Source organism: Phenylobacterium sp. (assembly GCF_036563385.1).
Taxonomy (GTDB): domain Bacteria; phylum Pseudomonadota; class Alphaproteobacteria; order Caulobacterales; family Caulobacteraceae; genus Phenylobacterium.
Genome location: NZ_DATCML010000011.1, coordinates 550,594 through 567,147, shown reverse-complemented (window position 1 = coordinate 567,147; position 16,554 = coordinate 550,594). Strand labels below are relative to the sequence as shown.

The following is a 16,554-nucleotide window of genomic DNA, read 5'->3' as shown; positions in this document are numbered from 1 at the left end:
GGCCTTTTTCTTTGGGCGCGCCGCCTACCTTCCCGCGTGGGAAGGGAAGATCAGATGGCGGCTTCGATGAAGGTGGGGCCGCGCTGGGCCATGGCGGCGGCGAAGGCCTTGTCGAAGTCCTCGCCGGTCTCGCAGCGGACGGCCGGCAGGCCAAAGCCCCTGGCGACCGAGACCCAATCGATCTTCGGGTCGCCCAGGTCGAGGAGCTTGGAGGCGGAGGGACCGGCCTGGCCGGCGCCCGTCCGCGTCATCTCCACATTGAGGATGCGGTAGGTGTGGTTGGCGAAGACCACGACGGTGATGTCGAGGTTCTCCCGGACCATCGTCCAGAGCGCCTGGACCGTGTACATGGCCGCGCCGTCGCCGTTCAGCGACAGGATCTTGCGGTCCGGGCAGGCGACAGCGGCGCCGACGGCCAGCGGCAGGCCGATGCCGATGGCTCCGCCGGTCAGCGCCAGGGTCTCGTGGGCCCGGGCTGTCGCGACCCCGGCCGCCACGCCGGTGCCGGAGGTCACCGCGTCGTCGCAGATCACCGCGCCTTCCGGCATGTGCCGGGCGATCGAGGCGCCCACGTGGTAGGGGTTGAGACGGCCCGAGGGGGCCGCGTCGGGGATGGCGAGCGGCTGCACGGGCCCTTCAGCAGGAGCGCCCAGGGCGTCGGCGAGGGCGGCGAGGCCGGCGACAGGATCCTCCGACCGCTCAGCGAGCGTCAGGGTCTCGCAGCCTTCTGGCACGAGCACGCTTGGCCGGTCCGGATAGGCGAAGAAGGCCACCGGCGTGGTCGTGCCGACGAAGACCATCAGGTCGACGCCCTCCAGCTCGGCCAAGGCCATCTCGCCGAAATAGGGCATCTTCTTCGGCAGGAAGACGCCGGCGCCGCGCGCCTGCCGGGCTACGAAGGTGTCGGAATAGACGGTGACCCCGGCCGCTTCGAGGCGGGCGGCGGCCCTCAGCGCCTCGCCGCGGCAGGCCTCGCCTCCCAGAAGCACCACGGGCTTCTTCGCGGCCTTGATGGCCTGGGCGGCGGCGTCCACCGCCTGGCCAGCCGGGGCCGGCCGGGTGGGCTTCTGGGCGATGACCGGCTCGCCTTCGGTCGGCAGCCAGGCGGAGTCGGCGGGCAGCACCAGGCTGACCGGGCCGCCCGGGGGGCCGTAGCTGGCGGCTACCGCCTCGGCGGCGAGGCCCGCGACGCTGTGGGGCGTGTCCGCGGAGCGCACCCAGATGGAATTCGGCTTCACCAGGGTGGCGATGTCGGAGTTCAGCGGCGCGTCGTACTGGCGGTGGTAGGTGGCGTGGTCGCCGACCACGTTGACGATCGGGGTGAAGGCGCGCCGGGCGTTGTGCAGGTTGGCCACGCCGTTGCCGTAGCCGGGGCCGAGGTGCAGCAGGGTGCAGGCGGGCTTGCCCGCCATCCGGCCGTAGCCGTCGGCGGCGCCGGTGGCGACACCCTCGAACAGGCAGAGCACCGGGCGCATCTCGGGCTTGCCGTCCAGGGCGGCGACGAACTGCATCTCGCTGGTGCCAGGGTTGGCGAAGCAGGCGGTGACGTCGTTGGCCACCAGGGTCGAGATCAGGGCGTCGGCGCCGTTCATTTAAACACCATCACGTCAGGAGAAGGGGGATCGGCGAACAGCCGCTGGACGGCGGCCGCGTGCCGGGCGCGGGCCAGGCTCTGGGCGATGTAGCCCTTGTCGGTGATCTCGCCGGAATGCGGATCGGGCGGCTCGGGCAGGACGAGGGCGCGCGCGACCCGGCCGCCGGAGCCCTTCGCCTTGCCGTTGAAGCGGGCGAGCCCCGCGCGGACCGCGGCCTCCACCTCAGTCCGCGACAGGGTGGGGTTGGGATAGAACAGCAGGCCCACGTGCTGGCCCCCCTCGCCGCAGACCACCGCGTCGGTGACCGCCGAGCCGACCGCGCCGACCGCCCCGATCCGCAGGTCGCCGACGCTGACGAAGGTGCCGGACGCCAGCTTGAAGTTCTCGGACAGCCGGCCGTCGTAGACCATGCCTTCGCGTGGGTCCGACGGGTCAACGAGGCGTGCGGCGTCGCCGATGAGGTAGAAGCCCTCGTCGTCGAAGATGCTGGCGTTCAGGTCCGGCCGGCCGAGATAGCCCTCGGTGATCTGCGGACCTTTGACGCGGAACTCCATCTTGCCGGCGTTGGGCGTAAGGCGGACCGATGTGCCCGGGATCGGCAGGCCGATCATCCCCATGCGGGCGTTCGGCCAATGCACGTTGCAGGCGGTGGGGCCCGTCTCCGTCGCGCCATAGCCGGAGCCGAAGCTGATCCGCTCGCCAACGGTACGCGCCGCCACCGCCTGGATACGGTCCGCGGTCGCCTGGCCGAGCGCCGCGCCGCCGTACTGCAGCAGCCGGACGCGAGAGAAGAAGGTGCGGGCGAGGGCGTCGTCCTTCTCCAGCTCCTCGGCCAGCAGCATCCAGCCGGCCGGCACCATATTCTGGTAAGTGGGGGCGATCTCGCGCAGGTTCCGCAGGGTCTCGCCGAACCGGGCGGCGGTCGGCTGCCCGCGGTCGATGTACAGCGTGCCGCCGCGGTGCAGCCCCATGTGCAGAATGGCGTTGGCGCCCAGGCTGTGGCTCCAGGGCGCCGAGTGCAGCATCACCGGCGGCTCGGGATCGTCGAAGCAGGCCTCGATCTGGGCCGCGTTCAGCGAGATGGCCCGATGGGTGCAGATCACCGCCTTGGGGTGGCCGGTGGACCCCGAGGTCAGCAGGTACTTGCCGTGGTCGCCGGGCTGAGCGGTGAATTCGGCGGCGGCGCCCCGGAAGAGACGCTCCAGCGGGATGTCGCCGGGCCGGCCGTTGCGTCCGGCGATGACCGGCAGCCCGGCGAGGCAGGGGTTCGCCAGGCCGTCGGCAAACAGCTCCGCGTCCTCCGTGTAGACCGCGGCGGGATTGAGGATCTGCACGGCGTGGGCGAGACGGGCCGGGTTCGCCCCCTTCAGACCGTATTGCGGGGAGACGGGGGCGACCGGCATGCCCTGGCTCATGGCCGCATACTTGATCAGCGCGTGGTCGATCGCGTTGCCGGACAGGATCAGCAGGGGCCGCGCGCCGACGACGCCCAGCTCGCGGAGCCCGCCGGCCAGAATGGCGACGCGCTCGCGGGCCTCGGCGAAGGTGAGGGTGCGCCAGCCCTCGCCCGAGCGCTCGGCCAGCCAGACCCGGTCGGGGGCCGCCCGGGCCCAATGCTCAAGGGCCGCGACCGTGGTGAGGAAACGCTCGGAGAAGGGCGTCGGATTGGTGAGCACCAGATCCCCGCCGGCCCTGGAGTCCACCTCGAGCCGGCGCGGCGCGTAGCGGGGGTCGCGGAAGGGCGCAGTGTCGGTCCGGAGCTCGGCGTCCATCTGTCGAGGGTTACGGGCGGCGGGGCCGAAAGGAAAGCCCAACCTTCCGCACTTGCGCACGGGGGCAGGCGGTCGGTGAGAGGACGGTTGCAAAACACCGTCGTGCGTGCCTGTTCTCCGCCGGACAGCACTGGGGGGCGCCGGGCTTGGAGAGCGTCGCGACAGGGAGAGCCTTTGTCGGCCAGTCCGGCGTCCTGCTCGCTCTGCTCGGCGTCCTGGCGGCGCCCGCGATGGCGCAGCAGGAGCCGCAGGCGGACGACGCGGCGCCGCCCGAGACCAGCTCTACCGAAGCGGCGGCGCCGCCGCAGCCGCGAGAGCCGGTGGTGGTTCGCCACAGGGTGCTGCGCTCGCCCACGGGCGAGGACGTTTCGGCGCTCTATCCCGACGCAGCGGCGCTGGCCGATCTGGGCGGCCGGGCGGTCGTCGAATGCACCGTCGCCCTCTCCACGCGGCTGGAGGCCTGCAGGGTCCTCGAGGAGGAGCCCAAGGGCTACGGGTTCGGCGACGCGGCGGTGCGCACGGCGATGCTCTACCGGATCGCGCCACCCACCATCGACGGCGAGCCTGTGCCCGGCACCAAGTTCCGGGTGCCCGTGCGCTTCGCCATGGCGGACGGTCCGCCCCGGCCGGTCAAGCCGCCACCCGCGCAGCCGGATGGGGCCCAGCCGGCTCAGCAGGGGAAACAGAAGGGCGCCGACACGGCGAAGCGCGAGGATCGGCCGAAGCGGCCGGCGGTGCGCGCCGCCGGGGCGCTCTGGGCGCCGCTGTCGTTCGCAGCGGCGCTCATGCTGGCGACCGCCGCGGCCTTCCTCTGGCCCGTACAAACCCGGCCGCGGCGCAGGGCGCGCCCATGGGCCTGACGCACTCTGCGGAGACACGATGATCGTTGGCATCGATCTGGGCACCACCAACTGCGCGGTCGGCGTTTGGCGTGACGGCCGTCCGGAGCTGATCCCCAACAGCCTGGGCCATCGGCTGACGCCCTCTGCGGTGAGCGTCGACGAGGACGGCGCGATCCTGGTCGGCCTGCCGGCGCGCGAGCGGCAGACGACGCATCCGCAGAACACCGCCACAGCCTTCAAGCGCTACATGGGCTCCACCCGGCGAACGCGGCTCGGCAAACACGAATTCCTGCCGGAGGATCTCTCCGCCCTCGTGCTGCAGCGCCTGAAAGGCGACGCCGAAGCCTTCCTGGGCGAGCCGGTGACCGAGGCGGTGATCACTGTTCCCGCCTACTTCAACGACAAGCAGCGCAAGGCCACGCGCCGCGCGGGAGAGCTCGCGGGGCTGAAGGTCGAGCGGCTGTTGAACGAGCCGACGGCGGCGGCGCTGGCCTACGGCATCCACGAGCTGGCGGACGAAAGCCGGTTCCTGGTGTTCGACCTAGGCGGCGGCACCTTCGACGTCTCGGTGCTCGAGATCTTCGAAGGCGTCATCGAGGTGCGCGCCTCGACCGGTGACAACCGGCTGGGCGGCGAGGATTTCAACGAAGTGCTGGTGGACGGCTTCGTCCGCCTCCCCGGCGTCGCGTTCGCCGAGCGCGACCGACAGGATCCGGTGCTGCGGGAGCGGCTGCGGGAGGCCGCCGAGAAGGCCCGGCGGGCGCTCACCGACGAACCCGCGGTGACCATGTCGCTGACCTGGCGCGACGAGACGGTCGCGGCGGAGGTCACGAGCGAGATGTTCGAGACGTGGGCCGAGCCCCTGGTGCAGCGGCTGCGCGAGCCTGTCCTGCGGGCCCTGCGCGACAGCCAGCTGCGCGCCGACCAGCTGCAGGAGGTCGTGCTGGTTGGCGGGGCGACCCGGATGCCGCTCGTCCGCCGCACGGCGACACGCATGTTCGGCCGCTTCCCGGCCCATGCCGTCCATCCGGACGAGGCCGTGGCCATGGGCGCCGCGGTGCAGGCGGGGCTCAAGGCCCGTGACGCGGCGCTGAAGGAGGTCGTTCTGACCGACGTCTGCCCCTACTCCCTGGGGACGGAGTCGGTGGAGCGGGGGCCGACGGGCGCCTTCCGGGAGCCGGTGTTCGTGCCGATCATCGAGCGCAACACCATCATCCCGGCGAGCCGGGTGTCGAGCTTCGTCAATGCGCAGGACAACCAGCGCCAGGTGGACCTGCGGATCTTCCAGGGGAGTCGCGCCGGCCGGCCGACAACATCCTGCTGGGCAGCCTGACGGTGCCGGTGCCGCCAGGGCGGGCGGGCGAGGTGCAGCTGGACGTTCGCTTCACCTACGACGTGAACGGCCTGCTGCAGGTGGAGGTCCACGTGCCGCGGACGGGCGAGCGCCGGGAAATCACCATTGTCGACGACGACACCCTCACGGCCGAACAGATCGAGAAGCAGAAGGCTGCGCTGGCCGCCCTGAAGCAGCATCCCCGCGACGACGACGCCAACCGCCATGCCCTCGCCCGCGCCGAGCGCTGCTACGAAACCTTCCTGGGCGACCGGCGGGACTATGTGGCGCGGCTGATCAGCGAGTTCGAGGCCGTCCTGGAGACGCAGGACCCACGGGCGGCGGAGCATGCCCGCAAGGCGCTCAACGAGCGGCTGGACGCGCTCGAAGGCGAGACCTGGCTGTGAGCAGCCGCTCCATCTGGCGCACCCTAGGGATCGCGGCCACCCGCGACCGCAGCGCGATCCGGCGGGCCTATTCGGTTCGGCTGAAGGCGACGAACCCGGAGGACGACCCGGAGGGCTTCCAGGAGCTGCGCTCCGCCTACGAGCGGGCGCTGGCTATGGCCGAGGCGCCGGAGGCGTATGCCGAGCCGGTGCAGCCGGAGGCGGACTGGACCGCGGGTCCGGCTGACGACCCCTTTCCGGAACGTTCGAGGCCCGAGCCCGCGGAGCCGCGCCCGCCGGCGGAGGTCCCCGGCGTCAGCCGCGAGGAGGTGGCCGACCTCCAGGCGCGGTTCGAACGCCTGGATCGGCTGCTCGACGCACCGGAGCGGGACGAGGACGCCATCCTGATCGCCTTCGACTATGCCCTGCGGGCGCCCGCCCTGGAGGCGGTGGTGCTGCGCGACCAGGCCGAGGCCTGGGTGGCGTCGGCCATCCTGGACCGCGCGCCTCAGGCCGACCTGCTGATCCCCGGAGCCATTCAGGCCTTCGGCTGGAGCGACGCCGGCCTGGATTGGCGGCACACCTGGGTCGACGCGGTGCTCGCCCGCCACAGGACCTTGGAGGTCGTCGCGCGCCTCTCCAGCCGACGTTCGCCGTTCCATGCCGGGTACCGGGCGCTGGTCGAGCCGCCCGTCGGACTCCGCGCCTGGCGCAACCGCCTCACGCCGGGGCTGCCCGGCAAGGTGCGTGTGGTTCTCCACCACCTGGACGAGGCCGGCGCGCCGGAGCAGCTCGATACGGCCGCGCTCGCGTGGTGGACGGAGCGGCTGCGGCGCAGGCGCCCTTGGGTGGAGTGGTCGATCCTCGCCTTCCTCAGCTTCAGCGTCGCCGGGGGTTACTTCCAGTCGACGGGCGTGGCGGGCGCCTCGCCGCCAGAATTTTGGGGGACGGCCGCCGCGATGGTCGTGCTGGCCGCCGTGGCCGTCGGCGTCGGGGCCGGACCGGCGCGCCGCGCCCTGCGGCGGCGCTGGCCCTTCTCGGAGCCGGCCTGGCTGCGGTACGGCTGGGCCCTCGCCGGCGTGGGCGTCCTGGCGCTCGCGGGCTTGGCTCCGACCAGCCCGCCCGTGACGCTCGCGGTGCTTGGCCTGGGGCTGCTCACGCTCGTGTGGTCCGTTGCGCTGGCCTCGCCGGACCTGGACGAGCCGGAGGTGCTACGCCTGCGGTACTGGTGGATCTTCCGGGCGGACCTGAAGCTCTCCCGCGCCGGATACATGGCGGTTTCCCTGCTGCCCCTGCTGCTGCTCCACTTCTCCGTGACGACCGATCTGGCGGACCGGGCCTGGGGGCAGACCGGCCTGGCGCTTGTCCTCGTCGGCGCCGCGCAGGCGGCGGGCTACAAGGATCTCCGGGCCGCCTGGCTGGGCGCGACGTCCGCCCGCACCCGCATCGTCGTCCTGGGGATGGCGCTGGCGGCGGTCGCCGCCCTGCCGACCCTGCTCTGGGCCACAGCGCCGGGGCCGAGGTGGGTGGGCGGCGCCGTCGCTCTGGTGGCGGTGTTCATGCTGGGACACATGTGGGCGCTTCCGGAACGCACGGGCCTGACCGCCCGGCACCTGATCGCCAACCTGGGCTGGCTGCCCGCCATCGTCATCGGCGTCGCCGTCGGCGACACGACGGGGCAGGGCAACGCCGCCCTGCTGTTCGGGGGCATGTGGGTCCTCGCAATTGCCGCTGCGGGCCTGGTGGGGGCGCTGCGCGAGGAGATCGTGCTGACGCGGCCGGCTCCGCGGACGGCCTAGCCCAGCGAGCGTCGTCGCCGCTCGAGGTAGAGCCGCTCGGCGGGCGGCGGCCTCAGGGCGAGGGCGGCGTCCAGGGCGGCCCGGGCTTCCACCGCCTCACCGGCCGCGGCGAAGAGGCCGGCGCGGGCGGCGTGGTATGGGAGCCAGGCCTGCAGGCGTTCGGGCCCGACCTGGGCCAGGGCGGCGAGGCCCTGGTCGGGGCCGAAGGCCTCGCCGATCGCGACGGCGCGGTTCACGGCGGTGACCGGTGTGGGGCGAAGGGCCAGCAGCACGTCGTACAGCGCGGCGATGTCGCGCCAGGGGGTCGCTCCGGTCTCGGCGCGGGTCAGGTGGGCGCCGTGGATGGCCGCCAGCACCTGGCGCGGGCCGCTGCGGCCCAGCCCTGCGGCCCGATCCATCAGCCGGACGCCGGCGGCGATCAGGTCGCGCCGCCAGAGGCCGACGTCCTGCTCGTGAGGCGGGACCATGGCGCCGCTGTCGTCCAGGCGGGCCGGCCGACGGGCCTCGGCGAAGCGCACCAGGGCGGCGAGCGCGAGGACTTCGGGGTCGTCGGGGAGCAACTCGGCCAGCAGGCCCGACAGCCGCAGCACCTCGGCTGCGAAACCGGCGGTGTCGCCCGCCAGCGCGGCGTCCTCGTAAGCCTGGGCGTAAGCGATCTCCAGGGTGGCCAGCACCGCCTCGATCCGTTCGGGCCAGGCGGCGGGGCTGGGGACCTCGAAGGGAACGCCCGCCGCCGCGATCTTGGTCTTCGCCCGGGTGATCCGCTGGAGCATGGTCGGTTCGGGGACGAGGAAGGCGCGGGCGAGACGCTCGGCGCTGAGGCCGCACACCACCTTCAGGGTCAGGGCGGCGCGTGCGTCCAGGGCGAGCGCCGGATGGCAGCAGACGAAGATCAGCCGCAGGCGCTCGTCGGGGATGGGCTCGTCGGCGGCCATCAAAGCCTCCTCGGGCGTCGGCGGCGGCTCTGGGGCGTCCGGGACTAGACGGGCGCGCACGGCGGCCCGGCGGCGGGCGTCCAGCGCCTTGCGCAGGGCCGCGCGCCACAGCCAGGCGCCGGGATCGCGGGGGGCCTGGTTCGGCCAGGCGGCCAGGGCCGCGGCGGCCGCCTCCGCGAAGGCGTCCTCCGCCTGGTCGAGGTCGCGCAGGCGGGCCGCCAGGGCCGCGACGACCCGCGGCCGGGCCTCGGCGATCGCCCGCCCGAACGCCGTCACTGGTCGTGGACGATGAGCGGCCGGACCTCGATCTTCGTGCCCTCGACGCCGGGCACGCGGCGCGCGATGGCCAGGGCCGCGTCGAGGTCCGGCACGTCGATCACGTAGTAGCCGCCGAAATGCTCCCGGGTTTCGGCGAAGGGTCCGTCGTGGATGGTCTGCCGGCCGCCGGCGCCGGTGAGCACGGTGGTGGCCGTCTCGACGCCCTGCAGCCCGGCGCCTTCGATCTGGACGCCCGCCGCGCGGAGCTCTTCCGCAAGCGCCATGTGCCTGCCGACCACATCCTGCAGCAGGGCCTCGCCGCCTTCGCCCTCGTAGGCGTCGGCCGGTTCGTAGACGAGCAGCATGTATTGCATTGGAAGTCCCCTCGGGGTTTGAAGTCTGCGCGACGTCGATGCGTGCGTCACCCCGGAGACGCGCCGCGTCGGCCGGATTCGACAGGGGTAGGCTGATGCGTGCGTTTTTCTTCTCGGCGGCCCTGCTGGCGCTCTGGCCTGCCCACGCCCTGGCCCAGGCGCCGGCTGCGACACCGGACGCCCACACCCGGGCGCTGGCCGCCGGCTACAAGGCGGCGTTCCTGTGCAGCGACCTGTTCAACGCCGGCCAGACGCCGGAGCAGGTGGCGGCCGACGACCTGGAGGGGATCTATCCCGACTACCAGGTGCTGGTCCGGGAGCTGCCGGCCGAAATCGACCGGGACCGCAAGCAGGTGAGCGTCCGGTTCGACAAGCACCTGGCGCCGCGGGTGGCGGCCTGGCGGCCGAACCTCGGCTGCAGCCAGCTGCCGATCGGTGCGGAGCCCGAGGCGGCCGCGGTCCTGCCGCGCTTCGACGCCGCGCCGCCCAACACCGCCGGTCGCAAGTGGCCGGACGGAGACGTGCATCCGAAGGTGCGCACGCCGGCCAAGCTGGCGCGCGTGGCCCAGGCGGCGTTCGACGGCGCGACTTATGGCGAGGGCTCGAAGACCACGGCGGTCCTGGTGCTGAAGGACGGGCGGATCGTGGCCGAGCGCTACCGCGCCGACTTCGACATGCATACCCCGCAGCGCACCTGGTCGGCGGCCAAGAGCCTGACGGCGACGGTGGTCGGCCGGGCAGTGCAGCTGGGTATCGCCAAGGTGGATGCGCCGGCCAACATCCCGGAGTGGAAGGTCCCGGGCGATCCGCGCGCGAAGATCACCCTCGCCCAGCTGATGAACATGGGCAGCGGGCTATGGACGGACGGCCCCGGCAACCGCACGGATGAGGTCTATGTGGGCGGCGGCCTGGTCACCGATTGGGCCACGCGGATGCCGCTGGAGGTCCGGCCGGGAACGCGCTTCCGGTACGCCAACAACGACACCCTGCTGGCCGCGCGTAGCGTGCGGGCGAGCCTGGGCGACGGCGAGCGCGCGCTGGCCTTCCCGTTCCAGGAGCTGCTCTGGAAGATCGGCATGACCCACACCACGCCGGAGACCGACTGGCAGGGCAACTACATCCTCTCCAGCCAGCTGTGGACCACGGCCCGGGACCTCGCCCGGCTGGGGCTGCTCCACCAGAACGATGGGGTGTGGAACGGCGAGCGCCTGCTGCCGGAAGGCTGGGCCAGGTTCGTGGCGACGCCGGCGCCGGCCCAGCCGCCCAGCGGCCCAGGCTATGGCGCGTTCTTCTGGCTCTACGGCCAGGCCCAGGGCCTGCCCGAGGGCACCTACGGCATGAACGGCAACCGCGGCCAGTACGTGCTGATCGTGCCGTCGAAGAAGGTGATCGTGGTCCGCCGCGGCTATGACCCGGCCGGCAAGCGCTTCGACGAGGCCAGGTTCGCGAAGGACGTGCTGGCGGCGCTGGAGTAGCTCAGCCCGCAAGGGTCTCCTGGAACCGCACTGGCTGGCCCCGGTGAGGCGCCACGATCTCGTCCTCGCGCATCACCACGGTCCCGCGGATGACCGTCGCCACCGGCCAGCCCTTGGCCTCCATGCCGTCGAAGGGTGTCCAGCCGACGCGGCTGGCCATGTCGTCATGCCGGAAGGTGCGGCGGGCCTTCAGGTCGACGATGGTCAGGTCCGCGTCGTAGCCCACCGCCAGCCGGCCCTTGTCGGCGAGATTGAACAGGCGGTTGGCGCCGTGGCTGGTCAGGTCGACGAGGCGCTCGAGCGTGAGCCGGCCCTCGGCCACATGGGTCAGCATCACCGGCAGCAGGGTCTGCACGCCCGGCATCCCGGAGGGCGAGGCGGGGTAGGGCCGGGCCTTCTCCTCGGAGGTGTGCGGCGCATGGTCGGAGCCCAGGACGTCGGCCACGCCATTAGCGACCCCCGCCCACAGGCCCGCCCGGTGGTGGGCGTCGCGGATCGGCGGGTTCATCTGGGCGTAGCCCTTCAGCCGTTCGTACGCCTCGGGACCGGCGAGGGTGAGGTGCTGCGGCGTCACCTCCACGGAGCAGATGTCCTTGTGCGCGGCGAGGTAGGCGATCTCGTCGGCCGTGGTGACATGCAGGATGTGGATGCGCTTGCCGAGGCTGCGGGCGATCCGGACCAGGCGCTCGGTGGACTGGATGGCAGACTGGGCGTCCCGCACCTCCGGGTGGCTGGTCCAGTCGCCCTCGCGGGCGAGGGCGCGGCGCTCGGCCAGGCGGTACTCGTCCTCGGAGTGGAAGGCGGCGCGGCGGTTGATGTTGCGCAGGACGGCCTCGACCCCGGCGTCGTCCTTGACCAGCAGGGTGCCGGTGGAGGCGCCCATGAACACCTTCACGCCGCAGCAGCCGGGCAGGCGCTCCATCTCGCCGAGCCACGGCGTGTTCTCGTGCGTCCCGCCGACGTAGAACGCGTGGTCGCAGTGCATGCGGTCGCGGGCGCGGGCGAGCTTGTCCGCCAACTGGTCGGGGTCGGTGGTGGTGGGCTCGGTGTTCGGCATCTCGAACACCGCCACCACGCCGCCGAGGACGGCGGCGCGCGAGCCGGTCTCCAGGTCTTCCTTCCACTCGAGGCCGGGCTCGCGGAAGTGGACCTGGGTGTCGATGACCCCCGGCATCACCGTCAGGCCCGCGGCGTCGAAAGTCTCGCCGGCGCTCGCCTGGGAGAGGTCGCCGATGGCGGCGATCTTGCCGCCGCGCACGCCCACGTCGGCCAGGCCTCGGCCGGCGTGGTTCACCACCTCGCCGCCACGGACGATCAGGTCGTAGGTGTCAGCCATGCGGGGTCTCAGCCATGCTTGGTTTCGCGGCGGGCGGGTTCGGTCTCGGCGAGCAGCGCCTCCGCCGCCTTTGCCACGGTCTCCACGCTGAGGTCCATCATGTGGCAGACCTGCTGCGAGAGGGCGGGATCGGCGTTCTTCACCTGCTCGAAGCTGCGGGGGCCGCGCACCACCCGCGCGTGCTCGCCCCAGGGCGCGTAGAGTCGCTCGTCCGAAGGGCCGAAGAGGGCCAGTGTCGGCACGCCGGCCGCCGCCGCCAGGTGCGTCGTGCCGCTGTCGTTGCCGATGTAGAGGCGCGCCCGCTTCAGGGCGGCGTGGGCGACGAGCAGGTCCGTGCCGCCGGTGAGGTCGATGAGCTGCTTGCGCATCACCACGTCCTTCAGCTGGGCGGCGACCTTCGAGTCCTCCGGCCCGCCCAGGATCATCAGCCGCCCGCCGCGCATCGGGCCGCCGGGGCCCAGCAGGCGCAGGGCCACCTGGCTGAACCGCTCCGCCGGCCAGGTCTTGCCGATCCAGTTGGCGGCCGGGGCGATGGCCAGGATGGGTCCGTAGCCCTGGGTGAGCTCAGCCGCGAGGGCCTCGGTCTCGAGCGAGGTGAAGATGTAGGGCGCGGCCGGCTCGTCCTCGATGCGCAGGGTGCGGGCGGCCTCCATCACCTTGTGGACGGGCTCGCCTGTGGCCTTGCGGAAGACGGCGCGGCGGCGCGTGCTGAGGAAGCGCGACAGCCCGGAACCGCGAAGGTCGACCACCAGGCCCCATTTCCGCCGGCGCACCTGACGCCAAAGGTCGAACCAGTGGGAGCCGTTCTTGGCCTTCTCGAACACGATCAGCCGGTCGAGGTTGGGGAGATCGGCGAACAAGGGCGCCGCGGCCGGGCCCGCGACGATGGTGAAGCGCGCGTTCGGGATCTCGTCCGCCAGCCGCTTGATCAGGCCTGACGAGAGCACCGCGTCGCCGATCCGGGTCGCGGTGATGAACAGAATCGGGAAGGACCCGCGCGCCATCGGCCATCTATAGGCCGCCGCCCGCTGGCGCTCCACCGCGGCTGCGCCCAAATTGCTGTCATGAGCTTCTACTGCTTCCTTCCAAGCCGAGCGCTGATCGCCGTCGTCGGACCCGACTGGCGCAGCTTCTTGCAGAACCTGGTAACCCAGGACGTGGAGACGCTGGCGCCTGGCGAAGCGCGGCTGGCGGCGTTGCTGACGCCGCAGGGCCGGCTGCTGTGGGACATGTTTGTCGTCGGCCGTGAGGAGGGCTGCTGGCTGGACGTGGCGGCCGAGCACCGGGACGCCATGCTGCAGCGGCTGGCCATGTATCGCTTGCGGGCGAAGGTGGAGCTGAGGGCGTCGGAACTGGCGGTGAGCGCCATCCTCAACGCCACCCATCCCGGCGGAGGTTGGGTGCGGGATCCGCGACATCCGGAGCTCGGCTGGCGCGGCTATGGCGCGGACCTGCCCCAGGGGGCGTCTCCCGCGACGGAGGCCGATTACGAGGCCCACAGGTTGGCGCTCGGCATCCCCGGGCCCGCCGACTGGGGCTCTGAGAAGACCTACCCGATCGAAGCCAATTTCGACCTGCTGCACGGCATCGACTTCAAGAAGGGCTGCTTCGTGGGCCAGGAGACCACCTCGCGCATGAAGCGGCGCGGGCAGATCAAGACCCGCATGCTGCCGATCGTCTTCGAAGGGCCGGCTCCGGCGGCCGGCGCGGAGGTGCTTGCTGGGGCGCTGCGCGCGGGCGAGGTGCTGTCCGGGGGCGACGGCCGGGCCATGGCGCTGCTGCGCCTGGACCGGGCCCTGGGCGCGGAGCTGACGGTGGACGGCCGAGGCGCCCGAGCCGAGGTCCCAGCCTGGATGGCGCCCGCCTTGGGAGAGGCCGCCGCCTGAAGCTGGGCCGAAGAGGCCTGGGGATAAGCTGTCCGAAATCCGCGGATGCGGCGCAAACGACCCTTGAGGTTCTGAGCGCGCTCGGCTGAAGGTGGCGCCGATGACGGCTCCCGTGACCCGGTGCGGCTGGCGCGGCATGGCCGGCGACCCGCTCTACGAGCGCTACCACGACACCGAGTGGGGCGTGCCGGAGTACGACTCGCGGGCGCTTTGGGAGAAGCTGGTGCTGGACGGCTTCCAGGCCGGGCTGGCCTGGATCACCATCCTCCGGAAGCGCGACGCCTTTCGCGCGGCCTTCGATGGCTTCGACCCGGAGAAGGTCGCGCGTTACGGCGAGAGCGACCGGGCGCGGCTGATGGCGGATCCAGGCATCGTCCGATCGAACGCCAAGGTCGACGCGGCCATCGCCAGCGCACGGACCTACCTGGAGATGCGCGAGCGCGGCGAGGACTTCTCCGAGTTCTGCTGGGGGTTCGTGGGCGGAGAGCCGCTGCAGAACGGCTGGTCGGAGATCGGCCAGGTGCCGGCGAAGACACCGCTGGCGGAGGAGGTCTCGAAGGCGCTCAAGGCGCGCGGCTTCAAATTCGTGGGCCCGGTGATCGTCTATGCCTGGATGCAGGCCACCGGCCTCGTGAACGACCACCTCACCTGCTGTTTCCGCCACGATGAAGTAAAGGCGCACGCCCATGGCTAAGGGCCCGACCATGCTGCTCGAGCGGGCGTTCGTGGACGCGATCGTCTGCGGCGTCGACGAGGCGGGCCGTGGGCCGTGGGCCGGACCGGTGAGCGCCGGCGCCGTGATCCTCGATCCGAACCCGCGCAAGCACCCGAAGGGGCTCGACGACTCCAAGAAGCTGAACGCCAAGACCCGCGAGGCTCTGGAGATCGAGATCAAGAAGAAGGCGGTGGCCTGGGGCGTCGGCTTCGCCACGGTCGAGGAGATCGCGAGCCTGAACATCCTGCACGCCACCGGACTGGCCATGTGCCGCGCGATCGAGGCGATGGCGGTGCAGCCGACCCACGCCCTCGTGGACGGCAACTACCGCTTCAAGCTGCCGTGCGAGGTGAAGACGGTGGTGGGCGGCGACAGCAGGTCGAAATCCATCGCGGCGGCCTCGATCCTCGCCAAGGTGGCGCGCGACCGGCTGATGGCCGAGATGGACCAGGTCTATCCGGGCTACGGCTTCTCCAGCCACAAGGGCTACCGGGCGCCGATCCACGCTCAGGCGCTGCTGGAGCTGGGGCCCTCGCCGATTCATCGAATGGCCTGGGGCCCGGTGAAGCTCGCCCTGATGGGCAAGGACCCGCTGATGGCCTTCGAAGACGCCGTCCAGGACGAGCTGCCGCTCGAAGCGGCGGAGTAGGGGGCGGCGGAGCGGGAGTTGCTTCGCCAATTAACTTTCCATTGACCATAAACGGCAACGGCCCCTTCACCATGAAAGGGGGAGGATTCAGACTCCTGACCTCAAGAGGCTGACATGGGCTTTGCGGCCGAGACCATCATCCTGGGCGACTGCCTGGAGGAGCTGAAGAAGCTCCCGGACCGGTCCGTCGACCTGGTCTTCGCCGACCCGCCCTACAACCTGCAGCTGGGCGGCGACCTGCTGCGGCCAGACAACTCGAAGGTGGACGCCGTCGACGACGACTGGGACCGCTTCGAGAGCTTCGAGGCCTACGACATCTTCACCAAGGCTTGGCTGAAGGAGTGCCGCCGCGTCCTGAAGGACGACGGGGCGCTGTGGGTGATCGGCAGCTACCACAACATCTTCCGGGTCGGCGCGACCCTGCAGGACCTCGGCTTCTGGATCCTGAACGACATCGTCTGGCGCAAGGCGAACCCGATGCCGAACTTCAAGGGCACGCGCTTCACCAACGCCCACGAGACCCTGATCTGGGCGACGAAGAGCCGGGGCGGGAAGCGCTACACCTTCAACTACGACGCCATGAAGATGGCCAACGACGAGCTGCAGATGCGCTCGGACTGGACCTTGCCGCTGTGCACCGGCGAGGAGCGGCTGAAGGACGAGACCGGCCAGAAGGCTCACCCGACGCAGAAGCCCGAAGCGCTGCTGCACCGCTTGATCCTGGCTTCCACCAAGCCTGGCGACGTGATCCTTGACCCGTTCTTCGGCACCGGCACGACGGGCGCGGCCGCCAAGCGGCTCGGCCGCCGCTTCATCGGCATCGAGCGGGAGGCGCAGTACGCCGACCTGGCGAAGGCCCGGATCGCCAAGGTCATCCCGGCCTCTCCCGAGGAGGTGATGGTGACCGGCTCCAAGAAGTCGGAGCCGCGGGTGCCTTTCGGCCAAATTGTCGAGGCCGGCCTGCTGCGGCCTGGCGACGTGCTCTACTGCCCGAAGGGCCGCAACGCCGCCCGGGTGCGCGCGGACGGCAGCCTTGCGGTGGGCGAGCTGACCGGCTCGATCCACAAGGTGGGCGCCATGGTGCAGTCCGCACCCGCCTGCAACGGCTGGACCTATTGGCACTTCAAGTCCGACGCGGGCCTGGCGCCGATCGACGTGCTGAGGGCCAAGGTCCGCAGCCAGCTGCCGGCCTGAGCCCC

13 protein-coding genes and 1 pseudogene are annotated in these 16,554 nt (G+C 71.8%); 8 read left to right on the top strand and 6 right to left on the bottom strand.

All coding sequences use genetic code 11. The features are described 5' to 3' along the window. Positions 1-50: 50 nt before the first annotated feature. Together VIL67_RS10970 and VIL67_RS10965 are read right to left on the bottom strand one after the other, a co-directional pair. Positions 51-1,592 (bottom strand): acetolactate synthase large subunit, encoded by a 1,542-nt coding sequence (locus VIL67_RS10970; protein ID WP_332048922.1) that lies wholly within the window; start codon positions 1,590-1,592, stop codon positions 51-53. Next, positions 1,589-3,367 carry a feruloyl-CoA synthase gene (locus tag VIL67_RS10965; RefSeq protein ID WP_332048921.1) on the bottom strand — a complete coding sequence of 593 codons (1,779 nt, stop codon included), beginning with the start codon at positions 3,365-3,367 and terminating at the stop codon, positions 1,589-1,591. Before VIL67_RS10965 ends, VIL67_RS10970 begins: the two co-directional genes overlap by 4 nt. Before the next feature lie 146 nt (positions 3,368-3,513). On the opposite strand from VIL67_RS10965, the gene VIL67_RS10960 reads away from it, so the two are divergent. The 3 genes and pseudogenes from VIL67_RS10960 (at position 3,514) to VIL67_RS10945 (ending at position 7,727) form a co-directional block, all read left to right on the top strand. Next, positions 3,514-4,227: a TonB family protein gene (locus VIL67_RS10960; RefSeq protein ID WP_332048920.1), complete on the top strand. Its 714-nt coding sequence runs from the start codon at positions 3,514-3,516 to the stop codon at positions 4,225-4,227. Between the two features lie 19 nt (positions 4,228-4,246). Further along, positions 4,247-5,949: pseudogene (locus VIL67_RS10955) on the top strand (Hsp70 family protein). Further along, a complete protein-coding gene (locus tag VIL67_RS10945) occupies positions 5,946-7,727 on the top strand; it encodes a hypothetical protein (protein ID WP_332048917.1) in 1,782 nt (593 codons plus the stop codon). Before VIL67_RS10955 ends, VIL67_RS10945 begins: the two are co-directional and overlap by 4 nt. On the opposite strand, the gene VIL67_RS10940 is transcribed toward VIL67_RS10945, so the two are convergent. Next, the gene (locus VIL67_RS10940) at positions 7,724-8,938 is read right to left on the bottom strand and encodes an RNA polymerase sigma factor (RefSeq protein WP_332048916.1); all 1,215 of its coding nucleotides are present in this window, start codon (positions 8,936-8,938) and stop codon (positions 7,724-7,726) included. The genes VIL67_RS10945 and VIL67_RS10940 overlap by 4 nt on opposite strands. After that, positions 8,935-9,294 carry a YciI family protein gene (locus VIL67_RS10935; RefSeq protein WP_332048915.1) on the bottom strand — a complete coding sequence of 120 codons (360 nt, stop codon included), beginning with the start codon at positions 9,292-9,294 and terminating at the stop codon, positions 8,935-8,937. Before VIL67_RS10935 ends, VIL67_RS10940 begins: the two co-directional genes overlap by 4 nt. A gap of 95 nt (positions 9,295-9,389) precedes the next feature. On the opposite strand from VIL67_RS10935, the gene VIL67_RS10930 reads away from it, so the two are divergent. Further along, positions 9,390-10,769, top strand: a complete 1,380-nt coding sequence (locus tag VIL67_RS10930; protein ID WP_332048914.1) for a serine hydrolase domain-containing protein — start codon at positions 9,390-9,392, stop codon at positions 10,767-10,769. A gap of 1 nt (position 10,770) precedes the next feature. Here the strand turns inward: VIL67_RS10930 and VIL67_RS10925 are convergent, their stop codons facing one another. After that, a complete protein-coding gene (locus VIL67_RS10925) occupies positions 10,771-12,105 on the bottom strand; it encodes a dihydroorotase (RefSeq protein ID WP_332048913.1) in 1,335 nt (444 codons plus the stop codon). A gap of 8 nt (positions 12,106-12,113) precedes the next feature. Further along, positions 12,114-13,109, bottom strand: a complete 996-nt coding sequence (locus VIL67_RS10920; protein ID WP_332048912.1) for a glycosyltransferase family 9 protein — start codon at positions 13,107-13,109, stop codon at positions 12,114-12,116. 60 nt (positions 13,110-13,169) lie between these two features. Here VIL67_RS10920 and ygfZ point away from each other — a divergent pair, with 60 nt between their 5' ends. The 4 genes from ygfZ (at position 13,170) to VIL67_RS10900 (ending at position 16,549) form a co-directional block, all read left to right on the top strand. Continuing rightward, positions 13,170-13,991 carry a CAF17-like 4Fe-4S cluster assembly/insertion protein YgfZ gene (gene ygfZ, locus VIL67_RS10915; protein ID WP_332048911.1) on the top strand — a complete coding sequence of 274 codons (822 nt, stop codon included), beginning with the start codon at positions 13,170-13,172 and terminating at the stop codon, positions 13,989-13,991. Between the two features lie 100 nt (positions 13,992-14,091). Then, positions 14,092-14,685 carry a DNA-3-methyladenine glycosylase I gene (locus tag VIL67_RS10910; protein ID WP_332048910.1) on the top strand — a complete coding sequence of 198 codons (594 nt, stop codon included), beginning with the start codon at positions 14,092-14,094 and terminating at the stop codon, positions 14,683-14,685. After that, entirely contained in the window at positions 14,678-15,355 is a 678-nt protein-coding gene (locus VIL67_RS10905) for a ribonuclease HII (RefSeq protein WP_332048909.1), read from the top strand. Before VIL67_RS10910 ends, VIL67_RS10905 begins: the two co-directional genes overlap by 8 nt. A 114-nt stretch (positions 15,356-15,469) precedes the next feature. After that, the gene (locus VIL67_RS10900; RefSeq protein ID WP_332048908.1) at positions 15,470-16,549 is read left to right on the top strand and encodes a site-specific DNA-methyltransferase; all 1,080 of its coding nucleotides are present in this window, start codon (positions 15,470-15,472) and stop codon (positions 16,547-16,549) included. The last annotated feature ends 5 nt before the right edge of the window (positions 16,550-16,554 follow it).

What these genes read in the sequence shown, in the direction of transcription:
- VIL67_RS10920 (WP_332048912.1), bottom strand. Translation starts at nt 13,109, where the DNA reads ATGGCGCGCGGGTCCTTCCCGATTCTGTTCATCACCGCGACCCGGATC.
- VIL67_RS10925 (WP_332048913.1), bottom strand. Translation starts at nt 12,105, where the DNA reads ATGGCTGACACCTACGACCTGATCGTCCGTGGCGGCGAGGTGGTGAAC.
- VIL67_RS10965 (WP_332048921.1), bottom strand. Translation starts at nt 3,367, where the DNA reads ATGGACGCCGAGCTCCGGACCGACACTGCGCCCTTCCGCGACCCCCGC.
- VIL67_RS10905 (WP_332048909.1), top strand. Translation starts at nt 14,678, where the DNA reads ATGGCTAAGGGCCCGACCATGCTGCTCGAGCGGGCGTTCGTGGACGCG.
- VIL67_RS10935 (WP_332048915.1), bottom strand. Translation starts at nt 9,294, where the DNA reads ATGCAATACATGCTGCTCGTCTACGAACCGGCCGACGCCTACGAGGGC.
- VIL67_RS10900 (WP_332048908.1), top strand. Translation starts at nt 15,470, where the DNA reads ATGGGCTTTGCGGCCGAGACCATCATCCTGGGCGACTGCCTGGAGGAG.
- VIL67_RS10930 (WP_332048914.1), top strand. Translation starts at nt 9,390, where the DNA reads ATGCGTGCGTTTTTCTTCTCGGCGGCCCTGCTGGCGCTCTGGCCTGCC.
- VIL67_RS10970 (WP_332048922.1), bottom strand. Translation starts at nt 1,592, where the DNA reads ATGAACGGCGCCGACGCCCTGATCTCGACCCTGGTGGCCAACGACGTC.
- VIL67_RS10910 (WP_332048910.1), top strand. Translation starts at nt 14,092, where the DNA reads ATGACGGCTCCCGTGACCCGGTGCGGCTGGCGCGGCATGGCCGGCGAC.
- ygfZ (WP_332048911.1), top strand. Translation starts at nt 13,170, where the DNA reads ATGAGCTTCTACTGCTTCCTTCCAAGCCGAGCGCTGATCGCCGTCGTC.